The 25,001-nt window shown below is 69.9% G+C and carries 19 protein-coding genes; 9 read left to right on the top strand and 10 right to left on the bottom strand.

Annotated elements, in window-relative coordinates; translation table 11 throughout:
* The first annotated feature begins 288 nt into the window (after nt 1–288).
* The 5 genes from ACSSVZ_RS08935 to ACSSVZ_RS08915 all read left to right on the top strand — a co-directional run bounded on the left by ACSSVZ_RS08935 (nt 289) and on the right by ACSSVZ_RS08915 (nt 5,164).
* On the top strand, nt 289–939 hold the full coding sequence (locus ACSSVZ_RS08935) for a permease (protein ID WP_453969463.1): 651 nt from the start codon (nt 289–291) through the stop codon (nt 937–939).
* Nucleotides 940–942: 3 nt separating this feature from the next.
* Nucleotides 943–1,533, top strand: a complete 591-nt coding sequence (locus ACSSVZ_RS08930) for a hypothetical protein (RefSeq protein ID WP_453969462.1) — start codon at nt 943–945, stop codon at nt 1,531–1,533.
* A 127-nt stretch (nt 1,534–1,660) separates the two neighbouring features.
* Nucleotides 1,661–2,674: an amidohydrolase family protein gene (locus tag ACSSVZ_RS08925; RefSeq protein WP_453969461.1), complete on the top strand. Its 1,014-nt coding sequence runs from the start codon at nt 1,661–1,663 to the stop codon at nt 2,672–2,674.
* A gap of 27 nt (nt 2,675–2,701) precedes the next feature.
* Nucleotides 2,702–4,306 carry an FAD-dependent monooxygenase gene (locus ACSSVZ_RS08920; protein ID WP_453969460.1) on the top strand — a complete coding sequence of 535 codons (1,605 nt, stop codon included), beginning with the start codon at nt 2,702–2,704 and terminating at the stop codon, nt 4,304–4,306.
* 300 nt (nt 4,307–4,606) lie between these two features.
* Nucleotides 4,607–5,164 (top strand): TlpA family protein disulfide reductase, encoded by a 558-nt coding sequence (locus ACSSVZ_RS08915; RefSeq protein ID WP_453969459.1) that lies wholly within the window; start codon nt 4,607–4,609, stop codon nt 5,162–5,164.
* Between the two features lie 107 nt (nt 5,165–5,271).
* On the opposite strand, the gene ACSSVZ_RS08910 is transcribed toward ACSSVZ_RS08915, so the two are convergent.
* The 6 genes from ACSSVZ_RS08910 to ACSSVZ_RS08885 all read right to left on the bottom strand — a co-directional run bounded on the left by ACSSVZ_RS08910 (nt 5,272) and on the right by ACSSVZ_RS08885 (nt 10,665).
* Nucleotides 5,272–5,763: a copper chaperone PCu(A)C gene (locus ACSSVZ_RS08910; RefSeq protein ID WP_453969458.1), complete on the bottom strand. Its 492-nt coding sequence runs from the start codon at nt 5,761–5,763 to the stop codon at nt 5,272–5,274.
* A gap of 21 nt (nt 5,764–5,784) precedes the next feature.
* Complete coding sequence (locus ACSSVZ_RS08905; protein ID WP_453969457.1) at nt 5,785–7,107, bottom strand: FtsX-like permease family protein; 1,323 nt, start codon at nt 7,105–7,107, stop codon at nt 5,785–5,787.
* Nucleotides 7,100–7,783: an ABC transporter ATP-binding protein gene (locus ACSSVZ_RS08900; protein WP_453969456.1), complete on the bottom strand. Its 684-nt coding sequence runs from the start codon at nt 7,781–7,783 to the stop codon at nt 7,100–7,102. The genes ACSSVZ_RS08905 and ACSSVZ_RS08900 overlap by 8 nt, the downstream gene beginning before the upstream one ends.
* Nucleotide 7,784: 1 nt before the next feature.
* Nucleotides 7,785–8,243: a hypothetical protein gene (locus ACSSVZ_RS08895; RefSeq protein WP_453969455.1), complete on the bottom strand. Its 459-nt coding sequence runs from the start codon at nt 8,241–8,243 to the stop codon at nt 7,785–7,787.
* Nucleotides 8,244–8,329: 86 nt separating this feature from the next.
* A complete protein-coding gene (locus tag ACSSVZ_RS08890; RefSeq protein WP_453969454.1) occupies nt 8,330–9,832 on the bottom strand; it encodes an alkaline phosphatase in 1,503 nt (500 codons plus the stop codon).
* A gap of 263 nt (nt 9,833–10,095) precedes the next feature.
* A complete protein-coding gene (locus tag ACSSVZ_RS08885) occupies nt 10,096–10,665 on the bottom strand; it encodes a hemerythrin domain-containing protein (RefSeq protein ID WP_453969453.1) in 570 nt (189 codons plus the stop codon).
* A gap of 124 nt (nt 10,666–10,789) precedes the next feature.
* On the opposite strand from ACSSVZ_RS08885, the gene ACSSVZ_RS08880 reads away from it, so the two are divergent.
* The 4 genes from ACSSVZ_RS08880 (at nt 10,790) to ACSSVZ_RS08865 (ending at nt 15,966) form a co-directional block, all read left to right on the top strand.
* On the top strand, nt 10,790–10,945 hold the full coding sequence (locus tag ACSSVZ_RS08880; RefSeq protein WP_453969452.1) for a DUF5993 family protein: 156 nt from the start codon (nt 10,790–10,792) through the stop codon (nt 10,943–10,945).
* A 9-nt stretch (nt 10,946–10,954) separates the two neighbouring features.
* On the top strand, nt 10,955–11,512 hold the full coding sequence (locus ACSSVZ_RS08875) for a disulfide bond formation protein B (RefSeq protein WP_453969451.1): 558 nt from the start codon (nt 10,955–10,957) through the stop codon (nt 11,510–11,512).
* 207 nt (nt 11,513–11,719) lie between these two features.
* Nucleotides 11,720–12,847, top strand: coding sequence for an efflux RND transporter periplasmic adaptor subunit (locus tag ACSSVZ_RS08870; protein WP_453969450.1), 1,128 nt, complete (start codon nt 11,720–11,722; stop codon nt 12,845–12,847).
* Nucleotides 12,847–15,966 (top strand): efflux RND transporter permease subunit, encoded by a 3,120-nt coding sequence (locus tag ACSSVZ_RS08865; protein ID WP_453969449.1) that lies wholly within the window; start codon nt 12,847–12,849, stop codon nt 15,964–15,966. Before ACSSVZ_RS08870 ends, ACSSVZ_RS08865 begins: the two co-directional genes overlap by 1 nt.
* A 75-nt stretch (nt 15,967–16,041) precedes the next feature.
* Here the strand turns inward: ACSSVZ_RS08865 and pyrB are convergent, their stop codons facing one another.
* The 4 genes from pyrB to ACSSVZ_RS08845 all read right to left on the bottom strand — a co-directional run bounded on the left by pyrB (nt 16,042) and on the right by ACSSVZ_RS08845 (nt 24,869).
* The gene (gene pyrB, locus ACSSVZ_RS08860; protein ID WP_453969448.1) at nt 16,042–17,058 is read right to left on the bottom strand and encodes an aspartate carbamoyltransferase; all 1,017 of its coding nucleotides are present in this window, start codon (nt 17,056–17,058) and stop codon (nt 16,042–16,044) included.
* A 183-nt stretch (nt 17,059–17,241) separates the two neighbouring features.
* Entirely contained in the window at nt 17,242–21,291 is a 4,050-nt protein-coding gene (locus ACSSVZ_RS08855; protein ID WP_453969447.1) for a cellulase family glycosylhydrolase, read from the bottom strand.
* Nucleotides 21,292–21,786: 495 nt separating this feature from the next.
* A complete protein-coding gene (locus tag ACSSVZ_RS08850) occupies nt 21,787–23,100 on the bottom strand; it encodes an HlyD family type I secretion periplasmic adaptor subunit (protein WP_453969446.1) in 1,314 nt (437 codons plus the stop codon).
* Nucleotides 23,100–24,869 carry a type I secretion system permease/ATPase gene (locus tag ACSSVZ_RS08845; RefSeq protein ID WP_453969445.1) on the bottom strand — a complete coding sequence of 590 codons (1,770 nt, stop codon included), beginning with the start codon at nt 24,867–24,869 and terminating at the stop codon, nt 23,100–23,102. Before ACSSVZ_RS08845 ends, ACSSVZ_RS08850 begins: the two co-directional genes overlap by 1 nt.
* Between the last annotated feature and the right edge of the window lie 132 nt (nt 24,870–25,001).

Below are 25,001 nucleotides of genomic sequence, written 5' to 3'. Positions count from 1 at the left end.
GACGCCGCTGTCCGCGCCACTCTGCGAACTCCCGACGGCGAGATCAATGGGCTGGCGCGCCGGGCATTCCGGATCCATCACGAATCGCACATAATGGGACTTGAATGCGCAATGCCCCTCCGAGGCGGGCAGCGGCGGACGCATCTCCCGCACGCCGCCGGGTTGCTTTAGGCTCGCCCCGGTCGGGCCGCAGCTGTCGACGGCGCGCCGCATCGGGTATGGCATGCGGCAGCGCCCCGCCGCGCCTCCGTCCGAATCCCTCGTCCCCATGTCGGGTCCTGCGTCATCATGGCCGACAACCGCCCCCCTCCGGATCGCCCCGACGCGCCTGCGCCGCCGTCCGGACCCGCCCTGCCCGACGCCGCCGCTTCGGCCGCCGGCCCCGCCCCGCCGGCGAAGCCGCGGCGGATCGACTGGTCGATCGTCTTCTTCGTCGCTCTGTGCCTCGCCTCGGGTGCGGCCAGCTGGTGGCTTTACGGCGCCGGCGCGGTGGCGGAGGAGGCCCGCGTCGCCGCCTGGACCGTCGTCGGCGTGGTGCCGCAGCTCACCCTCGGCATCCTGGTGGCCGCCTTCGCCCAGGTCGTGGTGCCGCGCGAGAAGGTCGGCCGGCTGCTCGGCGAACAGTCCGGGCTGAAGGGGCTGACGCTCGCCACCCTGTTCGGCATCGTCATGCCGGGCGGCCCGTTCGCGTCGTTCCCGCTGGTCTATGCACTCGCCCGCTCGGGCGCCGACATGGGCGCCCTCATCGCCTTCCTGGTCGCCTGGGCGACGGTCAGCCTGAGCCGGCTGCTGATCTGGGAAATCCCGTTCATGGGCTTCGACTTCGGCGTGCTGCGGTTCGTCTCGAGCCTGCCGCTGCCGCTGCTCGCCGGCCTGTTCGCGCGGATGATCTGCCGGGCCTACCCGGGGCTGCGGCTGAAGCCCGGCCCGGAGGACTGAGCCATGGATCCCTCGGTCATCCTGCTGGCGGTCATCCTCGCCGGGATCGTCATCACCCTGCTGGTGCGCGACCCCGGCCGCATCCGCACGGCGCTCAGGATCGCCGGCCGGCAGGCCCGCGTGCTGATCATCCGCATTCCGCTGGCGATCCTGGCGGCGACGTTCATTGCCCACCTGATCCCGACCGAGCACGTCTCCAGCTGGATCGGTCCCGGCAGCGGCTTCCAGGGCATCCTGATCGCCTGCGCGGTCGGCGCCTTCATTCCCGGCGGGCCGATGCTGACCTTCCCGCTGGCGCTGGTGATCTGGCAGCTCGGCGCCGGTCAGCCGCAGATGGTGGCGCTGCTGGCGGCGTGGTCGATCTTCGCCTTCCACCGCGTCGTCAGCTACGAGCTGCCGCTGCTCGGGCCCCGCTTCCTGGTCGTGCGGCTGGCTTCCAGCTTCATGCTACCGGCGTTGGCCGGCGTCATCGCCGGCGGCCTGATGCTCGCCTGGCACGGCGCCGACGCCCCGCCCGACATCGATCCGGCCGGCCTGCTGTCGCCCGCCGCGGCAGACGACGCCGGCGGCGCGGACCGCCATCCGGACCCCTGAACGACGGATTCGTCAAAGTCCCATAATATGGGAATCCATTGGACACCCGGCGGGAGGAGTTGCTAGGTTCGGACCCAGGATCAACGCGCCGGACGCGAACGCCCGGCCAGCCTTCTGGGGAAACGCCATGCGCTACATCGACGCCTTCAACCACTTCTTCCCCGACCGCCTCTGGCAGCGCATCCAGTCGCTGGAGGGGGCCGGCGCCGGCATCGGCAAGCGCATGCAGAACGTCCCCGCGATCTTCGATCTCGACACCCGCTTCCGGGTCATGGACCGCTTCTCCGACTACACCCAGATCATCTCGCTGGGCATGCCGCCGCTGGAGGCGATGGGCCCGCCGGAGGTGACGGTGGAACTCGCGAAGCTCGCCAACGACGGGTTCGCCGAGCTGATCGCCCGCCACCCCGACCGGTTTGCCGGCTACGTGGCGGCGCTGCCGATGAACGATCCCGAGGCGGCCGCGCGCGAGGCCGAGCGGGCCTTCAGCGAGCTCGGCGCCAACGGCATCCAGATCCACACCAACGTCAACGGCGCGCCCCTCGACGAGGTGCGCTTCGAGCCGATCTACGAGATCTGCGCTCGGCACGACAAGCCGATCCTGCTGCACCCGTCGCGCAACAACCGGATGCCCGACTACGCCACGGAGGAGAAATCCCACTACGAGATCTGGTGGACGTTCGGCTGGCCCTACGAGACCAGCGCCGCGATGGCGCGCTTCGTCTTCTCCGGCATCCTCGACCGCATCCCGGACCTGAAGATCGTCGCCCACCATCTCGGCGCCATGGTCCCCTATTTCGAGGGCCGCGTCGGGCCGGGCTGGGACCAGCTCGGCAAGCGCACCTCTGACGAGGACCTGGCCCCCGTGCTGGAGCGGCTGAAGAAGCGCCCGCTCGATTATTTCAAGGACTTCTACGCCGACACGGCGGTGTTCGGGTCACGCGCCGCGACCGTCTGCGGGCTGGAGTTCTACGGCCCGGACCGGGCCGTCTTCGCCTCCGACTGCCCGTTCGATCCGGAAGGCGGGCCCGGCTACATCCGCGACACCATCCAGGTGCTGGAATCCATCGAGATGAGCCAGCAGGACCGGGAGAAGATCTCGTTCCGCAACGCCCAGGCCCTGTTCGGGCTGAAGGACTAGCAAGGGGCCAAAGGCGGGAGCGCGCGCATGGAAACTGCCGTCCTGATCGTCGGCGCCGGCCCGGTCGGGCTGACGCTCGCCCTCGACCTCGGCCGGCGCGGCGTGCGCTGCACGCTGATCGAGCGCAAGGAGGCGCCCGAGTTCCTGCCGAAGATGGAGCGCTGCAACGCCCGCTCCATGGAAATCTACCGGCGGCTCGGCATGGCCGAGGCGATCCGCGCCGCCGGCTTTCCGGCCGACGTGCCGATGGACGTCTTCATCGTCACCAGCCTCGTCGAGCCGCCGCTCCTGCACCTTCCCTATCCGTCCGTGGACGAGGCCCGCGCGGCGATCACGGAGACCCGCGACGGCTCGCTGGCGCTGGAGCCCTACCAGCTGATTTCCCAGTACACGCTGGAGCCGCTGCTGAAAGCCGCCTGCGAGGGGCTGCCGAGCGTGACCGTGCGCTACGGCTGCGCGCTGGAGGACTTCACGCAGGACCCGGCCTCCGTCACGGCGATGCTGCGCACGACCGACGGCGCGACGGACACGCTGCGCGCCGCCTTCATGGTCGGCTGCGACGGCGGTGGCAGCCTGGTGCGCAAGCGCCTCGGCATCGCGCTTGCCGGCGACGGCGACCTGCTGCGCCTGCGCCAGGCGCTCTACCGGGCCGACGACCTGTTCGACCGCATCCCGATCGGCAAGGGGCGCCACTACCACGTCGCCGACGACCGGGCGACCTTCCTCATCACCCAGGACGACACCCGCCACTTCACGCTGCATTCCGTCGTCGAGACCGACGCCGAGATGGCCGGGATGTTCGAGCGGACCGTCGCGATGCCGGTCGACTACGAGATGCTCTATGTCGGCGAGTGGAAGCAGAACCTGCTGCTGGCGGAGCGCTACGGCGCCGGCCGGGTGTTTCTCGCCGGCGATGCCGTGCACCTGGTGGTGCCCACCGGCGGGCTCGGCATGAACACCGGCGTCGGCGACGCCATCGATCTCGGCTGGAAGCTGGCGGCGACGCTGGCCGGCTGGGGCGGGCCGGAGTTGCTGGCCTCCTACGAGACCGAGCGGCGCCAGATCGCGGCGCGCAATGTCGCCGCCTCCCGGCACGCCTCGGCGGGGCGCCGGAAATGGCGGGGCGAATGGCGCCCGGAGATCCGCGACGCCACCCCGGAAGGCGCCGCCGCCCGCCAGCATCTCGCCGCCGTGGCCGACGTCGAACAGCGCAAGACCAACGAGATGATCGGTGCAGAGCTCGGCTACCGCTACGCCGGGTCGCCGCTGATCGTCGACGAGGACGGCGCGGCGCCGGACGCCGGGTTCATGGCGTACGAGCCGTCGGCCTGGCCGGGTTTCCGCCTGCCCCACACCTGGCTCGACGACGGCACGCCGATCCAGGACCGGATCGACAGCGGCTACACGCTGCTGGTGCTCGGCGGTGCATCGGTCGATCCGCGGCCGCTTGGCGAGGCGTTCGCGGCGATCGGCGCGCCGTTCGAGACGCTGACGCTCCCCGACGCGGATCCCCGCGCCGTCTACGGCCGCGACCTCCTGCTGCTGCGGCCGGACCTGCACGTCGCATGGCGGGGCAACGCGCTGCCGGACGATCCGGGAGTGCTCGCCCGCCGCGTCACCGGCCACGGCTGATACCCGGATCCGCCTGCGGCCGGCACCGGGGGCGCAGATGAAGGCGACTATTCTGCCGCTCTCACGCCCCGACACACCAGCGTGAGCGGGCCGTGTGCGATCTTTGCGCAAGCATGCGCATGCATGGCAGCGGCCGATCGCGGCAGGCGGATGCAACAATTGCAAGTCCAGCTGCTCCGATCCGTTGAAAACCCGCCATCGATTTGGTTCGGCGAAAGCATTTCGCGGCGCAATACGATGGTATATGAGGTGTCTCGCCAGGCCGGCGGGGCGCCGTCTTTCACAGAAGAAGGACATTCGATGAAGCGCTTCCGCTTGCTGCCAGCCCTTGCCTGCCTCGCCGTTCTGTTCACCGCCGGAACCGCGAGCGCGCAGACGCTCCAGCCCGTTGCCCCGAAGGTCATCGACTTCACGCGCGTCGACCTGCGCGGTCCGAACGGCGACACGCCGCTCGAGGCCGCGCTGCCCTCGGGCCCGGTCCTGGTCCACTTCTGGGCCACCTGGTGCGCCCCGTGCCGGCGCGAACTCCCGGAAGTGGCGGCATTCGCCGCGGACCTGAAGCGACAGGGGCTTGGCAAGCAGCTGGTCGTCATCTCGATCGACCGCACGTCCTACGAGTTCGTCGCCCATTCCCTGCGCACCACATACGGCGTCACCGGCTTCGACGTCTGGCAGGATCCGGACGGATGGTCGCCGCGGATCTTCCGCCTGAAGGGCGTTCCGAGCACCGTGCTGCTCGACGCCGACCACCGCATGGTCGCGCTCAAGTCGGGCACCCTGGACTGGACCGACCCGAAGGTACGCGGCGAACTTCTCGGCGCGCTCGCCGGCCGGCCGTTCAGCACCGCGTCGAAATAGAGCATTTCCCGTTCAGATCGAAGCGATCTGAACGAAGAGGAGTGGCTCCAAGTATTGTTCCGGAGCCGAGCCGCGCCCGCCGCGCGGCGCATCCCGGGCGCGGTCCTTCAGTGCACGTGGCCGGCGTGGCTGTGATGGGTGGCGGTCTCGGCCTCGACGGCGACGTGCACGTCCATGTGGCCGATGTCGAACTCCAGCTCCAACTCGATCTCGTCGCCCTGCGCCAGCGGCGCGCCGAGCCCCGTCAGGCGGAACGCCAGGCCTTCCGGCTCCAGCACCAGCTCCCGGCCGGCGGCGATCGTCATCTTCGGTAGCGTCACGTACTCCGGCCGGCCGTCGGTCATCTGGAAGCCGACCAGGTCGGCGGACGCCGCCGCCTCGCTCTCCCCGCCTTCCAGCACGACAGTCGCCTCCGACCGGTTCTCGATCTCCACGAAGACCAGCGCCGTGTCGCCGTCGGTGGCCCGCGTCCAGGCATGGATCGCCCGCACCCCCGCGAGCTCGCTGACGTGATGATCGGGGTCGTGCTCGTCGGCGGCAAACGCCACCGAGGTGGCGGCGACGAGAGCTAGGCAGGCTCGGGAGACGGCGCGGACCATGGCGGGTTTCCTTGACGGGTCTCAGGCCCTGAGGTCGGCGACCACGGGCCGGGTCGAAGCGATGAAGGCGGGCGTCAGCGCCAGCAGGACGGTCAGGCTGACGAAGCCGGCGATCAGGTGGAATTCCGGCCAGCCGAGGCTGGCCCGCACCAGGATGTCGGTGCGCTCCGTGACGATCCGCGAGATGACCGAGGTCGCCGCCACGCCGAGACCGAGGCCGGCGAGCGCGCCGGTGGCGATCAGGCAGGCGGCGTAGCTCCACACCACCGCGAACACGAACCGCCGCGGCGCGCCGAGCGCGCGCAGCAGCGCCAGCCGCCGCGCGAACAGCCGGGTCAGGATGACGAGCCCGGCGAGCACCCCGGCCGTCACCAGCACCTGGGTGACGATGGCCATCACCGACATGACCTCGCGCACGTCGCCCATCAGCCCGTGCAGCCGCGCCAGAACGGCGCCGGGAAAGAAGGCCATGGTGTCGTCGCGGGTGAAGTCGGAGCGCAGCGCGTAGTTCGCCCACAGCTCGTCGGCGCGCACCAGCACGGCGGGGGTGCCGGGAAACTCCTCCGCATCGAACGGCGGGCCGATCTGGTCGCTGCGCGCGTGCACATGGCCGAGCGGCAGGCCGTGGACGTCCCAGACCGCCTCGACCGGCACCAGGATCGCCCGGTCCCACGGACTGCCGGACGGCTGCATGCGGCCGACGACAGTGTAGGCGTAGCCGGTGTGGGCATCGTGCTCGGCCGACGCGCCGACGCCGTGCGCCGCCTCGAAGGTGGCGCCGATCTCCAGCGGCACGCGGGATCCGATCACCGCCTCCTGGCGGGCCGCGAACAGGCGGCCGCCGGCGAGCGCACCGGACAGGTGGGTGACGAAGTCCGCCGTCGTGCCGATCACCGGCGAACTCTCGAAGCTGTCGCCGTAGGCGATGGGCGCCGCAAGGCTGACGTGCTCGTGGGTGGCGATCTCGTCGTAGATCGTGCCGGAGAGCAGAGGCACGTCGCTCGGCTGCAGGTAGACGGCCGCGAACAGCATCGTCAGCTCGCTGCCGGGGGCGGCGACAATGAGGTCGAACTTCTCCGCGGCGCGCGCCGTGCCCTGGCGCAGGCCGCGCTCCTGGGCGATCAACCCGACGCCGATGCCGATCGACACGGCGATCAGCGCCACGAACAGCAGGTTGGTCCAGCGAAAGCGCCAGAGCAGCGCCCGCACCAGCGCGAACGGCCGGTAGCCGGCGATCACCCCCGCCCCCACCACCAGCGCCGGCAGCAGCAGGAGGACCAGCACCACGGCATCCTGGGCATCGGCCGGAAGCCCCGCCCACAGGTCGAGGAGCGCGTCAGGCATCGGCGGCCCCCTCCACCAGCCGGCCGTCGACCACGTCGACGAGCCGGTCCATGCGGGCGTGCAGCGCCGGATCGTGGCTGACGGCGATCAGCGTCGTGCCGCCGTCGCGCGCCAGCCGCACGAGATCGTCGATCAGCGCGTCGGCGGCGGCCCGGTCGAGGCTCGCCGTCGGCTCGTCGGCGAGGACGATGGCCGGATCGGTGGCCAGCGCCCGGGCGACCGCCACCCGCTGGCGCTCGCCGCCGGAAAAGCTCGCGACGCTGCGGGTTCCGCGCGTGCCGATGCCCAGCCGGTCGAGGACGGCGCAGGCCCGCGCGTCGATGGCGGCACGGCGGCGGCGCGGCGCATAGGCGCCGGCGAGGGCGGCATTGGCCAGCGGCGTCAGCTCCTCGAACAGCAGATAGTCCTGGAACACCATGCCGATGCGATCGCGGCGGAAGGCCGAGCGGCCGCCGTCCGACAGCGCCGCGATGTCCGTCTCTCCCCACCGCACCGTGCCGGAGGCCGCCGTCACCAGTCCGGCGAGCGCATGCAGCAGCGTCGACTTGCCGGCCCCCGACGGCCCGCGCACGCCGATCGTCTCGCCCGCCGCCACCCGCAGCCGGCCGACCGACAGGATCGTCCGGTTGCCGTCGCCGGTGACCGTCAGCCCGTCGATGGCGAGCGGAAGGCCCACCTCAGACGCGCTCGAAGGTGGCGTCGACGATCCGCACGCGGCTGACGAAGCCCGTCTCCGGATCCTTGAAGGTGCCGAGTTCGAGCCGCCCGCGGGCGACGATCTCGACGTTGAAGGGGATCACGTCGACCACCCGCTTGGCGTAGACGGCGAGGATGTCGTCGGGCCACTGGGCCTCGGATTCGCAGAACGGGCAGACCGCCATCGGCCGCGCCGTCAGCACGAAGAAGGTGGACTCCGCCTTCAGCGGCGGCGCCATGAAGCCGCGGAAGGCGACGCGGTCGCCGTCGAGCGCCTCGGCGGCGCTGGAGAACACGAAGCCCTTGTCGTAGAGCGCGCGGATGCGCAGCGGCTCGGCGTCGGCGCGGGCGAGCCGCGGCAGCGCCGTCATGCCCGCCAGGGCTACGAGAAAACGTCTCCGGTCCATCGATTGCGCCTCGCTGCTGCTCGCATCGCCCATAGCGGATCTCCGTGACAGAACGGAGAAAGGCCCGCCGAAGCGGGCCTTTCCGAGCCGTCGTGTCCGGTCGGAGGTCGGCGCCGACCCTACTGGGCCGCACCGCCGTTGGCGGCGTAGTTCATCACGTGGAAGATGTAGTTCTGCTCGATCATGCCGTCGAACAGGTGCGCCCACGGACCCTTGGCGAACACCGCGACGTCCTCGCCCGAATGGGTCTCCGACGACATCGGGATCAGCGCCTGCTGGACGTAGTCCTTGTCGGTCGCCTCTTCCTGGGTGAGCTCGGCGCGCGAGCCCGTGTAGTCGTTGCCTTCCTGCTTCAGCACCGAGCCAACGCCGTTCAGGTAGCCCACCACCGTGTAGGGCTTGCCGTCGGCGGCCAGCTCCGGCTCGTCGGTGTGCTTGATGCCTTCCTTGGCGACGCCCATGCACAGGCCGTTGATGGCCGAACCACGGCCGCAGTAGCCGTTGAAGGCGATCGCGTGCTCGTGGTCGGCGGTGACGATGATCAGCGTGTCGGCGTCGTCGGTCAGCTCGTCGGCGGCGGCGACGGCCTTGGCGAACTCGACGCCGTCGGTGAGCGCGCGGAAGACGTTGCCGTCATGGTTGGCGTGGTCGACGCGGCCGGACTCGATCTCGAGGTAGTAGCCGCCTTCGTTCTTGGAGAGGTACTCGATGGCCGCCTTGGTCATCTCGGTGAGCGACGGCTCGTCGGCTTCGGTGCGGTCGATCTCGTACTTCATGTGGCTGCTTTCCAGCAGCGCCAGCACCGGGGTCTTGCCGTCGAGGTCGAGGGCGTCCACCGTCTCGGTGTTCCAGGCGTACTGGATGCCGGCATCCTGGGCCGCCTGGACGAGGTTCTTGCCGTCCTTGCGCTTGCCGCCCTTGCCTTCTTCATCCGTCGCGTCGCTCGGCAGGAAGTAGCCGCGGCCGCCGCCCATGGCGAAGTCGATCGTGCCGTTCTGCATCGCCTGCAGCAGCTGCGTGGCGATGTCCATGCAGTCGCCGTCCGCCTCGGCTTCCCAGTCGCGGTTCGCCGTCTTGGCGTACACCGCCGCCGGGGTGGCGTGGGTGATGCGGGCGGTCGACACGACGCCGACGGCCTTGCCCTCGCCGCTGGCGATCTCGGAGAAGGTCGTCAGGCCGTTGCCCTTTTCCGACGCGCAGTCCTCGTGGATGGCGTTCTCGTTCAGGTTGATGGTGTTGAAGCGCTGCTTGACGCCGGTGTTCATCGAGCCGGCGGTCGGCGCGGAATCGGGCGTCTGGGCGTTGATGTTGTAGGTCTTCACCAGCGCGACGTTCGGGAAGGCTTCGTAGGGAAGCACGTTCTCTTCGCCGAGCATGCCCTTCTGCTGGCCATCATAGAGGCGCACGGCGTAGTTGGTGCCGATGCCGTTGCCGTCGGCGATGAACAGGATGACGTTCTTCGCCTTGCCGGTGTTGATCTGGCGGGAGGCCATCTCCTCGATGCGCGACTGGGCATCGGTGTACCACTGGCTGTCCTTCTGGGCGATGGACGTGTCCTGAGCGAAGGCGGCGGTCGACACGAGGCCGAGCGCGACGGTCGAAAGAAGGGCGTGACGGTACATGGCGGGCTCCTGGGCTCAAGTCCGGGTCTGGACTGTTGCCGGGCAGGTACACCCCGGACGTGACACTCTCGCGCCAGTTCGATGACAAGCGAATGACGAATACTTCCCCGCCAAGTCTTCCCCTGGATTTCCCGGCCCGCGTTCCTAGTTGAATTCTAAACTGCCAACAGATCTCGTCAGATGAATATTATAACATTACGATTCATCGACGCGAGTGCTTGCGGCGACCCGGTCCGGGACAGCGTCGCGCCTGTCCGCTACGCTCAGCCGAGCGACCCTTCGCCGTGCTCCAGCAGCACCGGGATGACAATTTCCTCCTCGTCGGTCAGATGCCGGTCGAGAAACCCTTCGAGCCGCGCCAGCGTCTCCACCAGGCGCCCGTCCTCGCCCCCTGTCACGGCGCTGGCCTGCAGCGCGCCCAGCAGTGCGTTCGCCTCGTTCGTGAAGGTCGTCAGATGCCCGTCGAGGGCGACGTGGTCGCGGTCGAGCAGCTCGAAGCCCGCGGCGAGGCGCGGCTCCTTCGCGGCCAGCAGCGGGAAATAGTGCGCGTCCTCGACGTGGTGATGCTCGTGCAGCTGGTTCACCAGGAACCCGCCGAATCGCGACAGCCGCTTTCCGTATTCCTCCGGCGCGATGCCCGCATCGACCAGCGCCCGCCCATCCTCGCCGAGCTGGGTGAGCAGCTGGCGGAACATCAGGTGCCGCTCCAGCCAGAACTGGGTCAGCCCGCCCATCGGCGTGCCGCCCGCCCAGCCTTCCCGCGGATATTTCTCCAGAAGCACCCGCAGCGCGTCCGGCAGGCCCGACCGGGCCTCGAGATCGTCGGTCGTCATTGGCGGTCCTCTTGTTGCAGCCGTCCCGTCCCGGTGTTTAGGTCACCGGACCGCTGCGGGACGAAGGCCGAATCTCGGCCCGATGGATTCTCGGCCCGATATAAGAGTGGAAGAGGAAAAACCCATGATGGCACTGCCCTTTTTCGGAATCCTGCTGGCTTGCATCCTTGCCTGGATGAACGCGCGGCTGCCGGCGGTGTGGACCGTGATCGCGACCATCGTGCTCACGCTCGTCCTGTTCCGCTTCCATGCCACCGACGCCATCAACATCGACCTGTAGGGCAAGGCCATGTTCGGATACCTCGCCCGTCCCCTGAACGCCCTCGGCCTCCTCGCCATCTCCGGCGTGCTGCTGGTGGCCTTCTTCGAGCAACTCGTCTACGGCGAACTGCCCTGCCCGCTGTGCCTTCTGCAGCGCGTCGGCTTCGTCATCGTCGGCGCCGGTCTGGCGCTCAACGTGCTGTGCGGGCCGCGCCCGGCCCACTACGGGCTGATGCTGCTGGGCGCGTTCGTCGGCGCCGCCGTCGCGCTTCGCCAGATCGCGCTGCACGTGGTGCCGGGCACCGGGGCCTACGGCGACCCGTTCCTCGGCCTGCACTATTACACCTGGGCGTTCATCGTGTTCGCCCTTGTCGTGGCCGGTTCGGGGCTGATGCTGCTCCTGGAAAGCCAGTTCTCCGGCACCCGGCGGGACCGCGGCGGCCTCGGCTCCATCGCCGTCGGACTGTTCGCCCTGGTCGTGCTGGCCAACGGCGTGTCCACGGTGCTCGAATGCGGCGGCGGCCTCTGCCCGGACAACCCGACCAGCTACCAGCTGCTCGACCAGTTCCGCGCGCCTTCCCAGTAGGGCGCGCGGCCTGCAGCGCCTGTCCGTGGCAGACGTCGAACACAGACTTCAATGCCGACTTCAAATATGAGTGCGTGCGCAAATTCGCCCGCGAAGCGCTCAGAGAGTTATGATATCTGTTCCAACGTGCTCGTGCCTGATGTGTTCGCCCCGCGCCTGACGTCGATGCGGAGGGAGGACGCCTGAATTCGCGACTGGCGGAGGCGAATGGGACTTCTTAGGCAACTCCTCATCGTGCTCGTCCTGGCCGGCGCCGGCTACGGCGGATACCTTCTCTACAACACCTACTTTCAACCTTCGGACGAGACGGCCGATGCCGCTCCCAAGCGCGGAGCCCAGGTGGTGTCCGTGGAGGTCGCTCCGGCCCGGGTCGCCACCCTCGATCGCAAGGTCGAGGCCGTCGGCACAACCCGCGCGCTCCAGTCCATCGACATCGTGCCCTCCGCCGAGGGCCGCATCACCTCCATCAACATCACCCCCGGCCAGGAGATCAAGGCCGGCAGCGTGATCGCCCAGCTCGACGACGAGATGGAGGTCGCCACCCTCCAGGAGGTCAAGTCGGCCGTGGAGGAGAAGCAGCGGGCGCTCGAACGCGCCCAGACCCTCATCCGCTCCAACACCATCAGCCAGGCCAGCCTCGAGCAGCTCCGCTCGGGCAATGCCGTGGCCCAGGCGGCGCTGGCCCGCGCCGAGCGCAGTTTCGCCGACCGCACCATCCGCGCCCCGTTCGACGGCGTCCTCGGCATCACCTCGGTGGATCTCGGCGCCCGGGTCGACACCGACACCGTGCTGACGACGCTCGACGACCTGAGCGAGGTGGAGATCGAGTTCCGCCTTCCCGAAACCGTCTACGGCCAGATCAGCGCCGGCCAGGCGATCGAGGCGACCAGCGCGGCGTTCCCGGACCGGCGCTTCACCGGCAAGGTCGACGCGATCGACAGCCGCATCGACCAGACCTCGCGGTCGTTCCGGGTCAGGGCCCGCCTGCCCAACGAGGATCGCGTGCTGCCGGTCGGCATGTTCATGCGCCTCGACCTGAACCTCGCCTCCCGCCAGGGCATCGTCGTGCCGGAGGAAGCGCTGCTGGTTCAGGGTCCCGCGACCTATCTCTACGTCATCGAGGACGGCGTCGCGCGCCAGCAGAAGGTCGAGACCGGCCAGCGCCGCAATGGCGACGTGGAGATCGTCGAGGGCGTCGCCGAGGGCGACGTGATCGCGACGCGGGGCATCCAGTCGCTGCGCGACGGCAGCAAGGTGAAGATCCTCAACGGCACCGCCGAGGCCCCCGGCCGCCCGAGCGCGGGCGACATGCGCACGGGGGGGCGTCGGGGCTGATGTCGCTCTCCGACCTGTCGATCCGTCGTCCGGTCCTCGCCGCGGTCGCGAGCCTCCTGATCATCGTGTTCGGCATCGGCGCGCTGACGCGGATCCCGATCCGCGAACTGCCCAACATCGACACCGCGGTGGTGACGGTGTCGACCAGCTACACTGGCGCCTCCCCCGAGATCATCGACACCGACATCACCGAGATCGTCGAAGGCTCGGTCGCCGGCATCGCCGGGGTGAAGACGATCTCCTCCCAGAGCCGGCGCGGCCAGAGCCGCGTCACCATCGAATTCAACGTCGACCGGGAGATCGACGAGGCGGCCAACGACGTGCGTGACGCCGTCGCGCGGGTCCGCTCCGACCTGCCGGTCGACGCCGACGAGCCGCAGATCGTCAAGAACGATTCCGACAGCGACCCGGTGATGCGGCTGGCCGTCACCAGCGACCGGATGAGCGCGGCGGAGATCACCGACTACGTCGATCGCTACGTGGTCGACCGGCTGGCCACCGTCAGCGGCGTCGCCAACGTCGACATCTACGGCGCCCGGCCGTTCGCGGTCCGCGTCTGGCTCGACCGGCGGGCACTGGCGGCCCGCAACCTCACCGTCGCCGACGTCGAGGCGGGCCTCAAGCGGGCCAACGTCGAGCTGCCGGCCGGCGAGATCGAAACGGCGGCGCGCCAGTTCACCGTCCGCCTGGACAGCCGCATTCCGTCCGTCGAGGCGTTCCGCGACGTCGTCATCGATCGCGTGGCCGGCTATCCGATCCGCCTCTCCGACGTGGCCCAGGTGGTCGGCGGTGTCGAGGACGAAAGCACCGTCGTCCGCAACAACGGCGAGGTTGCGGTCGGGCTTGCGGTCATCCGCCAGAGCCAGTCCAACACCATCGCCATTTCCAACGCCGTGCGCGCCGAGATCGACTCGCTTGCGCGCACCCTGCCTGAGGGGATGGTGATCGAGGTGTCGTCGGACGACGCCATCTTCGTCGCCGCCTCGATCAAGGAGGTGGTCACCGCGCTCGGCATCTCGCTGGTGCTGGTGGTGCTGGTCATCCTGGTGTTCCTGATGTCGTGGCGGGCGACGCTCGTCCCGGCGATCACCATTCCGATCGCGCTCATCGGCACCTTCGTCCTGATCAGCGCGATGGGCTTCTCCATCAACGTGCTGACGCTGCTGGCGCTCCTGCTCGCCATCGGCCTGGTCGTCGACGACGCCATCGTCGTGCTGGAGAACATCCAGCGCCGCATCGATCTCGGCGAAACGCCGCTGGTCGCCGCGACGCTCGGCACCCGCCAGGTGACGTTCGCGGTGATCGCCACCTCGTTCACCCTGGTCGCCGTCTTCGTGCCGCTGTCGTTCCTGCAGGGCCAGGTCGGCAAGCTGTTCGTCGAGTTCGGGCTGGTGATGGCCGGCGCCGTCATCATCTCCACCTTCGTGGCGCTGACCGCCTGCCCGGCGCTCGCCTCGAAGGTGCTCCGGGCCAAGCGCGCCAGGCCCGGCGACGTCGCGGGCGCGCCGGCGCGCGAGGGCTTCCTGCTGCGCCGCTTCCGCCGCCTGCTGGTCGCCTGCGTGCGGATGCCGCTCGTCGTCATCGCGGTGGCGCTCGCCGTCGCCTTCGCCGGCGCGATGGTGTTCGTGACGCTGCCCCAGGAGCTGACGCCGAGCGAAGACCGCGGCGTCGTGTTCATTCCCCTCACCGCGCCCCAGGGCAGCACCGTGGAGTTCACCGACCAGGCCTCCCGGCAGGTCGAGCAGATCGCCGAACCGCTGCGGGCCTCCGGCGACATCGAAACCGTCTTCACCTACACCGGCTCCTTCAACCGGCCTCACCGCGCCTTCGTCGTGATGCGGCTCGCCGACTGGGAGAAGCGCGACAAGTCGCTGCGCGAGATCGTTGCCGAACTGTCGAAGAACATGGGCTCGGTGACGGCCGCCCGCGGCTTCCCCGTCAGCCCGGCCGGCCTCGGCCTGCGCGGCTCCAGCACGCCGCTGCGCATCGTCGTCAGCGGCCCCGACTTCGAGAGCGTCAAGGGCTGGGCCAACACGCTGCTCGTCCGCGCCCGCGAGAACCCGGGCCTGCGCAACGTCGAGCTCGACTACGAGGAGAACCAGCCGCAGCTCAACGTCTCGGTCGACCGCACCCGCGCCGACGATCTCGGCATCTCTGTGGAGACGATCGCCTCCACCCTGCAGACGCTGCTGGCGTCGCGCGAGGCGACCTCGTTCATCGACCGCGGCCGCGAGTATCCGGTGCTGCTGCAGGCGGCCGACGAGGACCGGGCGTCGGCGGCCGACATCGATTTCATCTTCATCCGCGCCGGCGACGGCACCTCGCTGGTGCCGCTCTCCGCCCTCGTCAGCGTCGACGAGGGCGCGGCGTCGGCGGAACTGCGCCGCTACGACCGCCTGCCCTCCATCCAGGTCGAGGGCTCGCTGGCCGACGGCTACGCGCTCGGCGATGCCATCGCCTACATGGAACAGGCGGCGGCGGAGTCGCTCCCCGCCGAGGCGCGGATCGGGCTCGCCGGCCAGTCGCTGCAGTTCAAGGAGACCGCCAGCGGCGTGCTGCTCACCTTCAGCCTGGCGCTGCTGATCGTGTTCCTGGTGCTGGCCGCCCAGTTCGAGAGCTTCGTCCACCCGCTGGTGATCATGCTGACGGTGCCGCTCGGCGTCGCCGGCGCGGTGTTCTCGCTGTCGTTCGCCGGGCTGTCGCTCAACATCTACAGCCAGATCGGCATGATCCTGCTGATCGGCCTGATGGCGAAGAACGGCATCCTGATCGTCGAGTTCGCCAACCAGCTGCGCGACGAGGGCCACGGCGTCCGCGACGCGGTGGTCGACGCCACCGTGCTGCGCCTGCGGCCGATCGTGATGACGGTGGTGTCCACCGTGCTCGGCGCCGTGCCGCTGGTGCTGGCCTCGGGCGCGGGGGCGGAAAGCCGCATCGCCATCGGCACCGTCATCGTCGGCGGGCTGGTGCTGTCGAGCGCGCTGACGCTGTTCCTGACGCCGGTCCTCTACGACCTGCTCGCCCGCTTCACCCGGCCGCGCGCCACCATCGAGCGGGCGCTGGAGGCCGAGCTTTCCGGAGCGGTGCGCCGCCCGCCGGAGCATCCCGCGGGATCCTGAGCGACCGACGCGGTGCGCTGGGCCGCGTATGCGCGGCCTGATCGTCCGGACCCCGGCGGAGGGTGCGATGGATGCTCAGGGATTGGCCGGCCGGCGCCGGAGCGGCCAGCTCGGCTCGCGGATCATCGCCTGGAAGCTGTCGGCCACACCGAGGATCGTCACGAACAGCGCCATGCGGATCGGCACGCCGTTGTCGGTCTGGCGGAACACCGCCAGGTTGCTCATCTGGTCGATGTCGGTGGCGAGTTCGCCGAACACCTCGTCGCGCGGCAGCGGGTGCAGGATCACCGCATCGTCCGGCGCGTGCGCCCGGAAGCTCGCCGCGTCGAGGCGCAGCCGCTCGGCCGCCTCGCGCACCTGCGGGTCGATCTGGAAGCGCTCGCTCTGGTAGCGCGTCGCGTAGATCACGTCGGCGCCGGCGAGCCCCTCCTCCAGCGTCCGGAACACCTTCACCGTGTGGCCGCGCTCGCGGGCGATGTCGGCGTAGCGCTCGGGCATCGCCAGCGCCTCGGGCGACACCAGGTGGAAGGTGACGTCGTCGAACACCGACATCTGGGTGATCAGCGAATGGGTGGTGCGGCCGTAGCGCAGGTCGCCGAGGATGACGATGGTCGACCCGTCGATTTGCTTGCCGCGCGCCTCGAGCTCCTTGGAGATGGTGTAGAAGTCGGTGAGCGCCTGGGTCGGGTGCTCCGCCTCGCCGTCACCGCCGTTGATGACCGGCACCAGCGCCGCGCCGGCGATGATCTTGGCGGCCTCGGGCGTCGGGTGCCGCACGACGATCACGTCGGCGTAGCCGGAGATCACCCGCGCCGTGTCGGAGAGCGATTCGCCCTTGACGATCGACGTCGTCTCCAGCCCGGAGGTGTCCAGCACCGATCCGCCGAGGCGCGCGAAGGCGGCGCCGAACGAGATGCGGGTGCGGGTGCTCGGCTCGAAGAACAGGTTGGCCATCACCGCGCCTTCCAGCACCCGGCAGACCTTCTCGCCCCGGGCGATCGGCTCCAGCGCGGCGGCGACGGCGGCGAGACGGGTCAGGTCTGAGCGTTCGAACTGGCGTGCGGTGAGCACGTCGTGACCGATATCGAGCATGGGATCTCCCGAGGGCGGAACGCGGTCCGGACTGCCGCTGCCGATCGGGACCGGACAGTGCCGGGAAACGGCCGCCCGATCAATCGGCAGGCGGGAGACGGCGGCGTTTTTCCCACCGCTTCCCGCGCCGCCGCAGGCGCGCTGCCGGCGCGGCCCCGATCGGGCCGCGCCGGCAGACGGGGGTCAGGCCGCGAACAGCTCGGCGTCGGCGTCGCGCAGCAGCGCGTCGAGGTCGAAGTTGCCCTCGTCGGAGAGGAACCCGAACGACACCTCCTGTCCCGGCGCCAGCGTGCCGTTCCAGTCGGCGTTCTCGATGGCGAAGCGGCCGTCCTCCTGTTCCACCAGCGTGCCGTTCCACAGCTGGGTGATCTCGAACGGCAGGTCGATGCCCAGGTGCCAGCCGTCGATCGCCGCGTCGCCCTGGTTGGCGATGGCGATCTCGTACTGGGCGCCCGAGCCCCAGTCGTTGACGATCTTCAGCTCGAACGACAGCTCGCCCGTCGCCGGCGGATCGACCGGATCGACCGGATCCACCGGATCCACCGGCCCGCCGCCGTCCGCGTCGTCGTCGCGGATGGTCGCCGTGCCGAGGACCGCGTCGCCGCCCGCTGTGGTGACCGACAGCTGGAACGTCTCGTCGCCTTCCGCCGCCTGGTCGTCGAGGATCGCCACCGTCACGGTTTTTTCCGTCTCGCCGGCCGCGAACGTCAGCTCGCCCGACACCGCCTGATAGTCCTGGCCCGACACCGCCGTTCCGTCGAGGGTCTCGAACGACACCGTCACCTCGTCGGAATAGGCCTGGTCCAGCGACACGGTGAACGTCACCGTCGACGGGCCGCCGTCGTTGCCGCCGTCCTCGTCCTGCATCAGCGGATCCAGCGCGTCGAGGGCGTTCTGGCGCACCGTCGTCCAGTCGTCGTTGAGGATGCCGCCGGTGTCGCTGGAGTTCGGGTTCCACGACCACCACGCCCAGCTCATGCCGGACGCGCCCGGATCGAGATCGCTGACGCCGTCCAGATCGTAGTCGCCGCCCAGATAGCGGACGATGGCGTCGGCCCAGGCCCGGTCGACGTCGGTTTCCAGCTTGGAGCCGAACTCGCCGATCAGGATCGGCGCGATGCCCTGCTCGTGGATGAAGCCCCAGTGCTCGGAGAACACCTCGGCGAGGTTGGAGCCGTCGGAGAACCACGGCTGGTCGTAGATCGACGCCGGGTAATCGTGGGCGGAGTAGACGAGCTTGTCGTCCTGGTCGAGCACCACCGGACGGTCGGCGACGCCCTGCAGGTTGCCGCCCCACCAGTAGTTGTCGCCCTGGTAGGAGCCGATGCCCTCCACCACGATGAGCCAGTCGGGGTTCACCGCGTGGATGGCGTTGCCGGCGGCCTCGGCCGCCCTTGCCCAGTCGGTTGCGCCGCCATCGCCCCAGGTCGCCGGGCCGTGCGGCTCGTTGTGGAGATCGGCGGCGATGATGGCGTCGTTGCCCTCATAGCGCTGGGCGAGCTCCACCCAATGGTCGATCCAGTCCTGCTCGCTGTACTCGCCGGTGTACCAGAGCCCGTTCTCCTGGGCGGAGTTGCCGGCGTCGACGCGGTGGTGATCGAGGATGACCTTCATCTCGATCTCGTCGGCGTAGGCGACGACCTTGTCCATGATCTCCAGTCCGGAAAGACCGACCAGGTCCGGGTTCTTGGCGTAGTTGATGCCCTGCGGGTTGCCGCCGGTGGCGACCAGCTCGCCGGAGAACGGCAGGCGGATGGCGTTGAAGCCCTCCTCCTTCATCTGGTCCATCATGTCCTGCCAGTTGCGCGCCCACAGCCCGTGCGGCGTGGAATCGTGCGTCTCCAGGCCGAACCAGTTGACCGCGCGGATCTCCACCTCGTTGCCGGCGGAATCGACAATCGCGGAGCCGCTGGTCGACAGCGGGCCGTCGGCGAAGGTCGACGCTCCGCCGCCGCCGCCCTCCGGCGCCTCCGACACGCTGTGGCCGGACGACACCGTCACCTGCGGGTCGGTCGGCACGCTGACGTCGCCGCTGGCGATGGTGGCGGTCGCCGTCGCATCGGCGAGCGTCGCCCCGTCGGCGGCCGTCAGCCGCACCTGGAAGGTCTCGTCGGCCTCCACCGCGGCGTCGTCGACCAGGTCGATGGTCACCGTGCCCTCGGTCTCGCCGGCGGCGATCACCAGGCTGCCGGTCTGCGCCACGAAGTCCGCGCCGGCCTCCGCGGTACCCGCCACCGTCTCGAAGTCGATGGTCACGTCGGCTTCGGCCGCCTCGGACAGCTGCACGGTGAAGGTCGCCGCCCCGCTCTCCTCGTCGGCGCCGGTGTCGAGGATCGACACCGCGGGCACCACCGGCGCGACGTCGTCGCTCTCGATGGTGCCGGCCGCCGTGCCGTCGGCGATGGTCGCACCCTGGGCATTGGCGAGCGAAACGGTGAAGGTCTCGGCCGCCTCCACCTCGCCGTCGTCGATCAGGTCGACGGTCACCTGCCCCATGGTGGCCCCGGCCGCGATGGTCAGCGTGCCGGAGCTGGCGACATAGTCGGCGCCGGCCGTGGCCGACCCGTTGGCGGTGGCGAAGTCCACGGTCACGTCGCTGTCGGACGCCTCGGACAGGTGCACCATGAAGGTCGCGGTGCCGGCATCCTCGTCGATGAGGGTGTCGTGGATGGTCAGCTCCGGCAGCACCGGCTCGGGATCGGTCGTCGCCTCGCCGTCATAGGGGGCGGCCACGCCGTTCAGCGTCACCGCCGTCAACGCTTCGGCAGTACCGGAGCCCTGGAAGCCGAAGCCCGTCGACTGTCCGGCCCCGACGGAGCCGTTGTAGCTGACGTTCTCGACCACGTAGGTGTTGCCCGTGTGCGAGACGATGCGGGCGTTCCAGATGTTGGTGATCTCGGCGTCGAGGGTGAAGGCGATCTGCCAGCTGCCGACAGCAGCGTCCGGCGTGAAGCTCAGGTCGGCGACGAAGCCGCCGGTCCACGACGAGCGCACCTCATAGACGAGGTCGGCGTTGCTGGCGGCGTAGAGGATCTCGCCGGCGGTCGGATCCGGCGGCGTTCCGCCCCCCGTCTCGCCACCGGTTTCACCACCACTCTCTCCGCCCGTGTCGGTGAGCGCCGCCAGCGCCTGCTCGACCTCGGTGCGCGCGTCGGCGTCGGCGAACCGGATGCGGTCGCCCAGCGTGTCGACCAGTTCTTCCGCCGTCGGCATCATCACCATGGCGACGAAGCCGGTCGAGTCCACCTTGAGGTTCAGGTAGCCGCCGTCGTCGACGAACACGCTGAAATCGTCGGCATCGACATCGACGCGGATGTAGTCGTCCGCCCCGTGAAGGTGGACGTGGTCCATCCCGGCGCTGCTGGAATCGATGACCAGCACCAGGTTCGGATCGGTGCCGGCGCCGCCGTCGCTCCCGTCGGAATTGTCTTCCAGGAAGGCGTTGAAGCGGTCCTTCTGCAGGCGGCCGTCCTCCAGCGCGGAATCGTAGCGCCAGAGCTGCGTGAGCCCTTCCAGGTCGGCCGGCTCGACGTTGGTGATGACGGTCTTGCCCCAGACGTCGTTGTAGCCGCCCCAGCTGTCGCCGAAGTGGGAGATCGTCATGGTGTCGGAGGCGTCGTCGTACTCGATCTTCATTTCGCGGCCGGTGAAGGTCGCGAAGTTCAGCACGATGTCGTCGCCGTAGAGCGCCTGCATGGCGGCGAAGTCGTAGGTCGTCGTCTCGCCGGCGACGCCGGTCTTCACCACGATCTGGTTGTCCGGGAAGTCGTTCGCCGGATCGATCGCATAGACCGAGGCGACCAGGTCGTCCTGGAAATGGTTGTTGGTGGCCGCCCAGCTCTGGATGAGCGTCGGCAGGTCCGCCGGATCGATCCCGGAAATGCTGGCGATCGGCTCCTGGGACTCCCAGATGCTCACCGGCATGACGCTCAGCGTGTAGGTCCCGCCAGGCTCCTCCGTCCACAGGACGCAGTAGTTGTGGGCGCCCATCTCGGTCACGGCGTCGCCGTCGCGGAAGCCGAACACCAGGATGTCCGTGGCGGGATCGTAGCCGCTCAGGTCATCGGATCCGACCACGTAGACGTCCCCGGTTTCGGGGCCGCTGCCGGCCGGCCACTCGGCGTTTCCGCCCGATGCCCAGCTCTGCTGCGATCCGACCGGATAGCCAAGTCCGTAGGGGTTGAAATAGGCGGGGCGGTCACCCTCGAAATCACTCCAGACAACGTCAACCATCGCAGCTTCTCAGCCTCCTCGCATTCACCAGGACCAACCGACGGTCCCGCCGCACGCACGGTCGGGCCCTGTCGGATTCGGCCCGCGCGGATCGCCGCCCGGGCCTTGATGTGCGGCGGTCCGATCCGCCCACCGGACCATCCGCGTCGATCCGGGCCCGGCTCGGTCGCCGCCCCCCGGAATTCGTGCCTCTCGTTTCCGTTCGCGCCGCGCCTCCGGCCTCACGCAGGCAGGAGATTCGGCAGCATTCCCGTCCGGCATTCAGGTTTTTGAAAATGGTCCAAATACGGCGGCTTCCCGGCCACCCACGGGCGAAGACCTCCGCCCGGACCTTTCCACGTCTTTCTGCCCGAACGGGCCGGTTCACCTTCCCTCTTGCCAGCCCGGCCTGCCGCCACACCCCTTGCGGAGCGCGGAAGGCATGGCCGGCGTTCCGATCATCTGTCGGTCATCCCGCATGGCCATGCACCGACCGGCGCAGGACAGCGCCTCGCCCTACCCCTCCCGGAAGGTCCGGCGCATCTGCGCCTGCAGCGGCTCCAGCAGGTAGCCGAGCACGGTGCGCGAGCGGGTCTGGATGAACACCTCCGCCGGCATGCCCGGCACCAGTTCCTTGCCCTCCAGGCGCGCCAGCTCCGCTTCGCTCAGCGCCACCCGGACCGTGTAGTAGGAGGCGCCCGTGCGCTGATCCTGGCTGAGATCCGGCGAGATGCGCTGTACCTCGCCGTTCAGCTGCGGCGTCTCGCGCATGTCGAAGGCGTTGAGGCTGACCACCGAGGCCTGGCCGATCCTGAGCTGCTCGATGTCGGTCGGGGCGACGCGGGTGTCGATCACCAGCCGGTCGTCGTGGGGCACGATCTGCAGCACCGCCTCGCCCGGGGCGACGACTCCGCCGACGGTGTGCACCGCCAGCTCGTGCACGACGCCCTCGCTCGGGGCGCGGATGTCGATGCGGGCGAGATCGTCCTCGGCGGCAATCAGCCGTTCGCGCAGATCGGAGAGCCGCGTCGCCACTTCGCGGATCTCCGCCTGGGCGGCCTCGCGGGTGTCCCGCGACAGCTGCAGCTTCTCCAGTTCGGTCTCGCTGATCCGCCCCTCGGTCATGGCGATGCGGGCGACCAGCTCGCCGTATTCGCCGCGCAGTCGCACGCCGTTGCGCTCCAGCGCCATCACCCGCGTCTTCGGAACGTGGCCCTTCGCCAGCAGCGACCGCAGCCCGACCAGCTCGTCGGAGATCAGCTCGATCTCGGCGTCCTTGGCGTCGCGCTGGGCCTCCAGCCCGACGATCTCCTGGCGCAGTTGCGCCTTGCGCTCTTCCAGCTGCGCGACCTGCCCGGCCAGCGTCTCGCGGCTTGCCGCCAGCACCCGCCGTTCGCCGTCGACCGCCTCCGCCACCGCCGGCTCGTCGAGCCGGCCGGCCAGCGGATCGCCCAGCGTCAGGCTGTCGCGCTCCTCGCGCTCGGCGTCGAGGCGGGCGTGCCGCGCCTCGAGCGCCACCAGCTCGGCGTCGAGGATCGCCTTGCGGGCCCGGGCCGCCGTCGCATCGAGCCGGATCAGCAGGTCGCCCGCCTTCACCGACGCGCCGTTCTCCACGTAGATCTCGCCGACGATGCCGCCGTCCCGGTGCTGGACCGTCTTGACGCTCGACGAGACCACCACCTGGCCGGGCGCGATCACCGCGCCGCCCAGCTCCGCGGTCGCCGCCCAGCCGCCGACGCCGCCGACCAGGAACACGCACACCAGCCCGCCCGCCACCAGCTCGCGCCCGAGGCGCCGCGACACCGGCTGGAATCCTCCGTGCTCGCCCATCACTTCGCCTCCGCCATGACACGCTTATTAGCCGGCGTATTATTCTGCGCCACCCGCGGTCCCTCGCCCGTCTGCCGCCGCTCGACCCGCTGGGGGGCGGCCCGGGTGGCACCCTTGCCGAGGATCTCCTCGCGCGGTCCAAACCGGGCGATCCGGCCCGCCTCCATCACCGCGATCCTGTCGGCGGTGACCACTGCGCCCGGCCGATGGGCGATGACGATGGCGATGCCGCCGCGCGCCCGCACCGCCGCCAGCGCCGCCGAGAGGGCCACCTCGCCCTCCGCGTCGAGGTTGGCGTTCGGCTCGTCCAGCACGACCAGGAACGGGTCGCGGTAGAGCGCCCGGGCGAGCCCGACCCGCTGCCGCTGGCCGGCCGACAGCATCACGCCGCGCTCGCCGATGACGGTGGAATAGCCCTGGGGAAGGGACAGGATGCGCTCGTGGATGCCGGCGGCCCTGGCGGCCGCGATGATCGCCTCGGCATCGGGATCGGCGTCGAAGCGGGCGATGTTGTCGGCGACCGTGCCGTCGAACAGCTCCACGTCCTGGGGGAGATAGCCGAGATGGCGGGCGAGATCGGCGCGTGGCCACTGCTCCAGCGGCGCGCCGTCGAGGGTCACCCGTCCCCGCATCGGCTTCCAGGCCCCCACCACGGCGCGGGCGAACGTCGACTTGCCGCTGCCGGTGGCGCCGATGACGCCGACGATGGTGCCGGCGGCGACCCGCATCGAGGCATCCACCAGCACCGGCGTGCGGCTGCGCGGCGGCAGCATGGTGACCCGGTCGACCATGAGTTCGCGCACCGGGGCCGGCAGCCGGATCGGCTCCGCCGGAATCGCTCCGGCCAGCTCGGACTTGAGGTTGGCGTAGGCCGAGCGGGCGGCGAGCATGCCGCGCCAGTTGCCGACCACCGTCTCCACCGGCTGCAGGCCGCGCGCCATGATGATGGCGGCGGCGATCATTGCGCCGCCGGTCAACTGCTCCTGGATCGCCAGATAGGCGCCGGTGCCGAGCACCGCCGACTGCAGGCCGAGCCGGACCACCCGGGTCATCGTGCTGGAGTTTGCCACCACCTCGCCGGCCCGGGCGCTGGCGCCGAGGAAGCGGTCGTTCACCGCCGCCCAGCGGACCGCCAGCGCCTGCTCCATGCCGAGGCCGGCCACCACGTCGGCGTTGCGGCGGGCCGCCTCCGCCATCGCCGCCCGTTCGGCGCCGGTCGACGAGGCCAGCGCCGCCAGCCGGCGGGCGCGCTGGTTGGTGACGATCGCGATGACCAGCAGCAGCATCGCGCCGGCGGTGGCCACCAGGCCCAGCACGGGGTGGATGAGGTAGACGATCGCCAGGTAGACGGGGATCCACGGCAGGTCGAACAGCGCCGAAAGCCCCGGTCCGCTGAAGAACTGGCGGATCTGGTCGAGGTCGGCGAGCGGCCGCTGGCGCGCCGTCTCGGCGTCGTCCGAAAGCGGACCGCGCAGGATCCTGGCGAACACCGCCGGGCTCGCCCGCTCGTCGATGCGGTGGCCGATCTTCACCAGCAGCCGCTGCCGGATGGCATCGAGGATCCCCATCATCAGATAGAGAAAGCCGACCATCACCGACAGCGCGACCAGCGTCGGAACGCTGTGGCTGGTGAGCACGCGGTCGTAGACCTGCAACATGTAGATCGGCCCGGCCAGCATCAGGATGTTGACCACGGCGCTGAACAGGCCGACGCCGACGAAGGCGCGGCGCAGGCCGTCGAAGGCGGATCGAGGAGTACGAGGATTCACGGCGGCCCCCTTCCCGCAGCGGGATTGGCCGCCGCAGGTCGCGTTGATGGACAGACAAAACGTCCGTTCAACTCGCTCCGGACCGCCCTCCGGAAGCGTTCGTCGTCAGCCTGACAAGGTCTCCGTGACGAT

It is taken from the genome of Amorphus sp. MBR-141, from assembly GCF_053628695.1.
Note: the sequence above shows the minus strand (reverse complement) of the source record. Positions and strands in the feature narration are given on the sequence as shown.

Excerpts from the sequence above, each read along its gene's own strand:
- ACSSVZ_RS08935 (WP_453969463.1), top strand. The coding sequence starts at position 289 with ATGGCCGACAACCGCCCCCCTCCGGATCGCCCCGACGCGCCTGCGCCG.
- ACSSVZ_RS08910 (WP_453969458.1), bottom strand. The coding sequence starts at position 5,763 with ATGGTCCGCGCCGTCTCCCGAGCCTGCCTAGCTCTCGTCGCCGCCACC.
- ACSSVZ_RS08865 (WP_453969449.1), top strand. The coding sequence starts at position 12,847 with ATGTCGCTCTCCGACCTGTCGATCCGTCGTCCGGTCCTCGCCGCGGTC.
- ACSSVZ_RS08915 (WP_453969459.1), top strand. The coding sequence starts at position 4,607 with ATGAAGCGCTTCCGCTTGCTGCCAGCCCTTGCCTGCCTCGCCGTTCTG.
- ACSSVZ_RS08890 (WP_453969454.1), bottom strand. The coding sequence starts at position 9,832 with ATGTACCGTCACGCCCTTCTTTCGACCGTCGCGCTCGGCCTCGTGTCG.
- ACSSVZ_RS08905 (WP_453969457.1), bottom strand. The coding sequence starts at position 7,107 with ATGCCTGACGCGCTCCTCGACCTGTGGGCGGGGCTTCCGGCCGATGCC.
- ACSSVZ_RS08885 (WP_453969453.1), bottom strand. The coding sequence starts at position 10,665 with ATGACGACCGACGATCTCGAGGCCCGGTCGGGCCTGCCGGACGCGCTG.
- ACSSVZ_RS08930 (WP_453969462.1), top strand. The coding sequence starts at position 943 with ATGGATCCCTCGGTCATCCTGCTGGCGGTCATCCTCGCCGGGATCGTC.
- ACSSVZ_RS08875 (WP_453969451.1), top strand. The coding sequence starts at position 10,955 with ATGTTCGGATACCTCGCCCGTCCCCTGAACGCCCTCGGCCTCCTCGCC.
- ACSSVZ_RS08870 (WP_453969450.1), top strand. The coding sequence starts at position 11,720 with ATGGGACTTCTTAGGCAACTCCTCATCGTGCTCGTCCTGGCCGGCGCC.
- ACSSVZ_RS08895 (WP_453969455.1), bottom strand. The coding sequence starts at position 8,243 with ATGGGCGATGCGAGCAGCAGCGAGGCGCAATCGATGGACCGGAGACGT.
- pyrB (WP_453969448.1), bottom strand. The coding sequence starts at position 17,058 with ATGCTCGATATCGGTCACGACGTGCTCACCGCACGCCAGTTCGAACGC.
- ACSSVZ_RS08925 (WP_453969461.1), top strand. The coding sequence starts at position 1,661 with ATGCGCTACATCGACGCCTTCAACCACTTCTTCCCCGACCGCCTCTGG.
- ACSSVZ_RS08850 (WP_453969446.1), bottom strand. The coding sequence starts at position 23,100 with ATGGGCGAGCACGGAGGATTCCAGCCGGTGTCGCGGCGCCTCGGGCGC.
- ACSSVZ_RS08855 (WP_453969447.1), bottom strand. The coding sequence starts at position 21,291 with ATGGTTGACGTTGTCTGGAGTGATTTCGAGGGTGACCGCCCCGCCTAT.
- ACSSVZ_RS08920 (WP_453969460.1), top strand. The coding sequence starts at position 2,702 with ATGGAAACTGCCGTCCTGATCGTCGGCGCCGGCCCGGTCGGGCTGACG.
- ACSSVZ_RS08880 (WP_453969452.1), top strand. The coding sequence starts at position 10,790 with ATGATGGCACTGCCCTTTTTCGGAATCCTGCTGGCTTGCATCCTTGCC.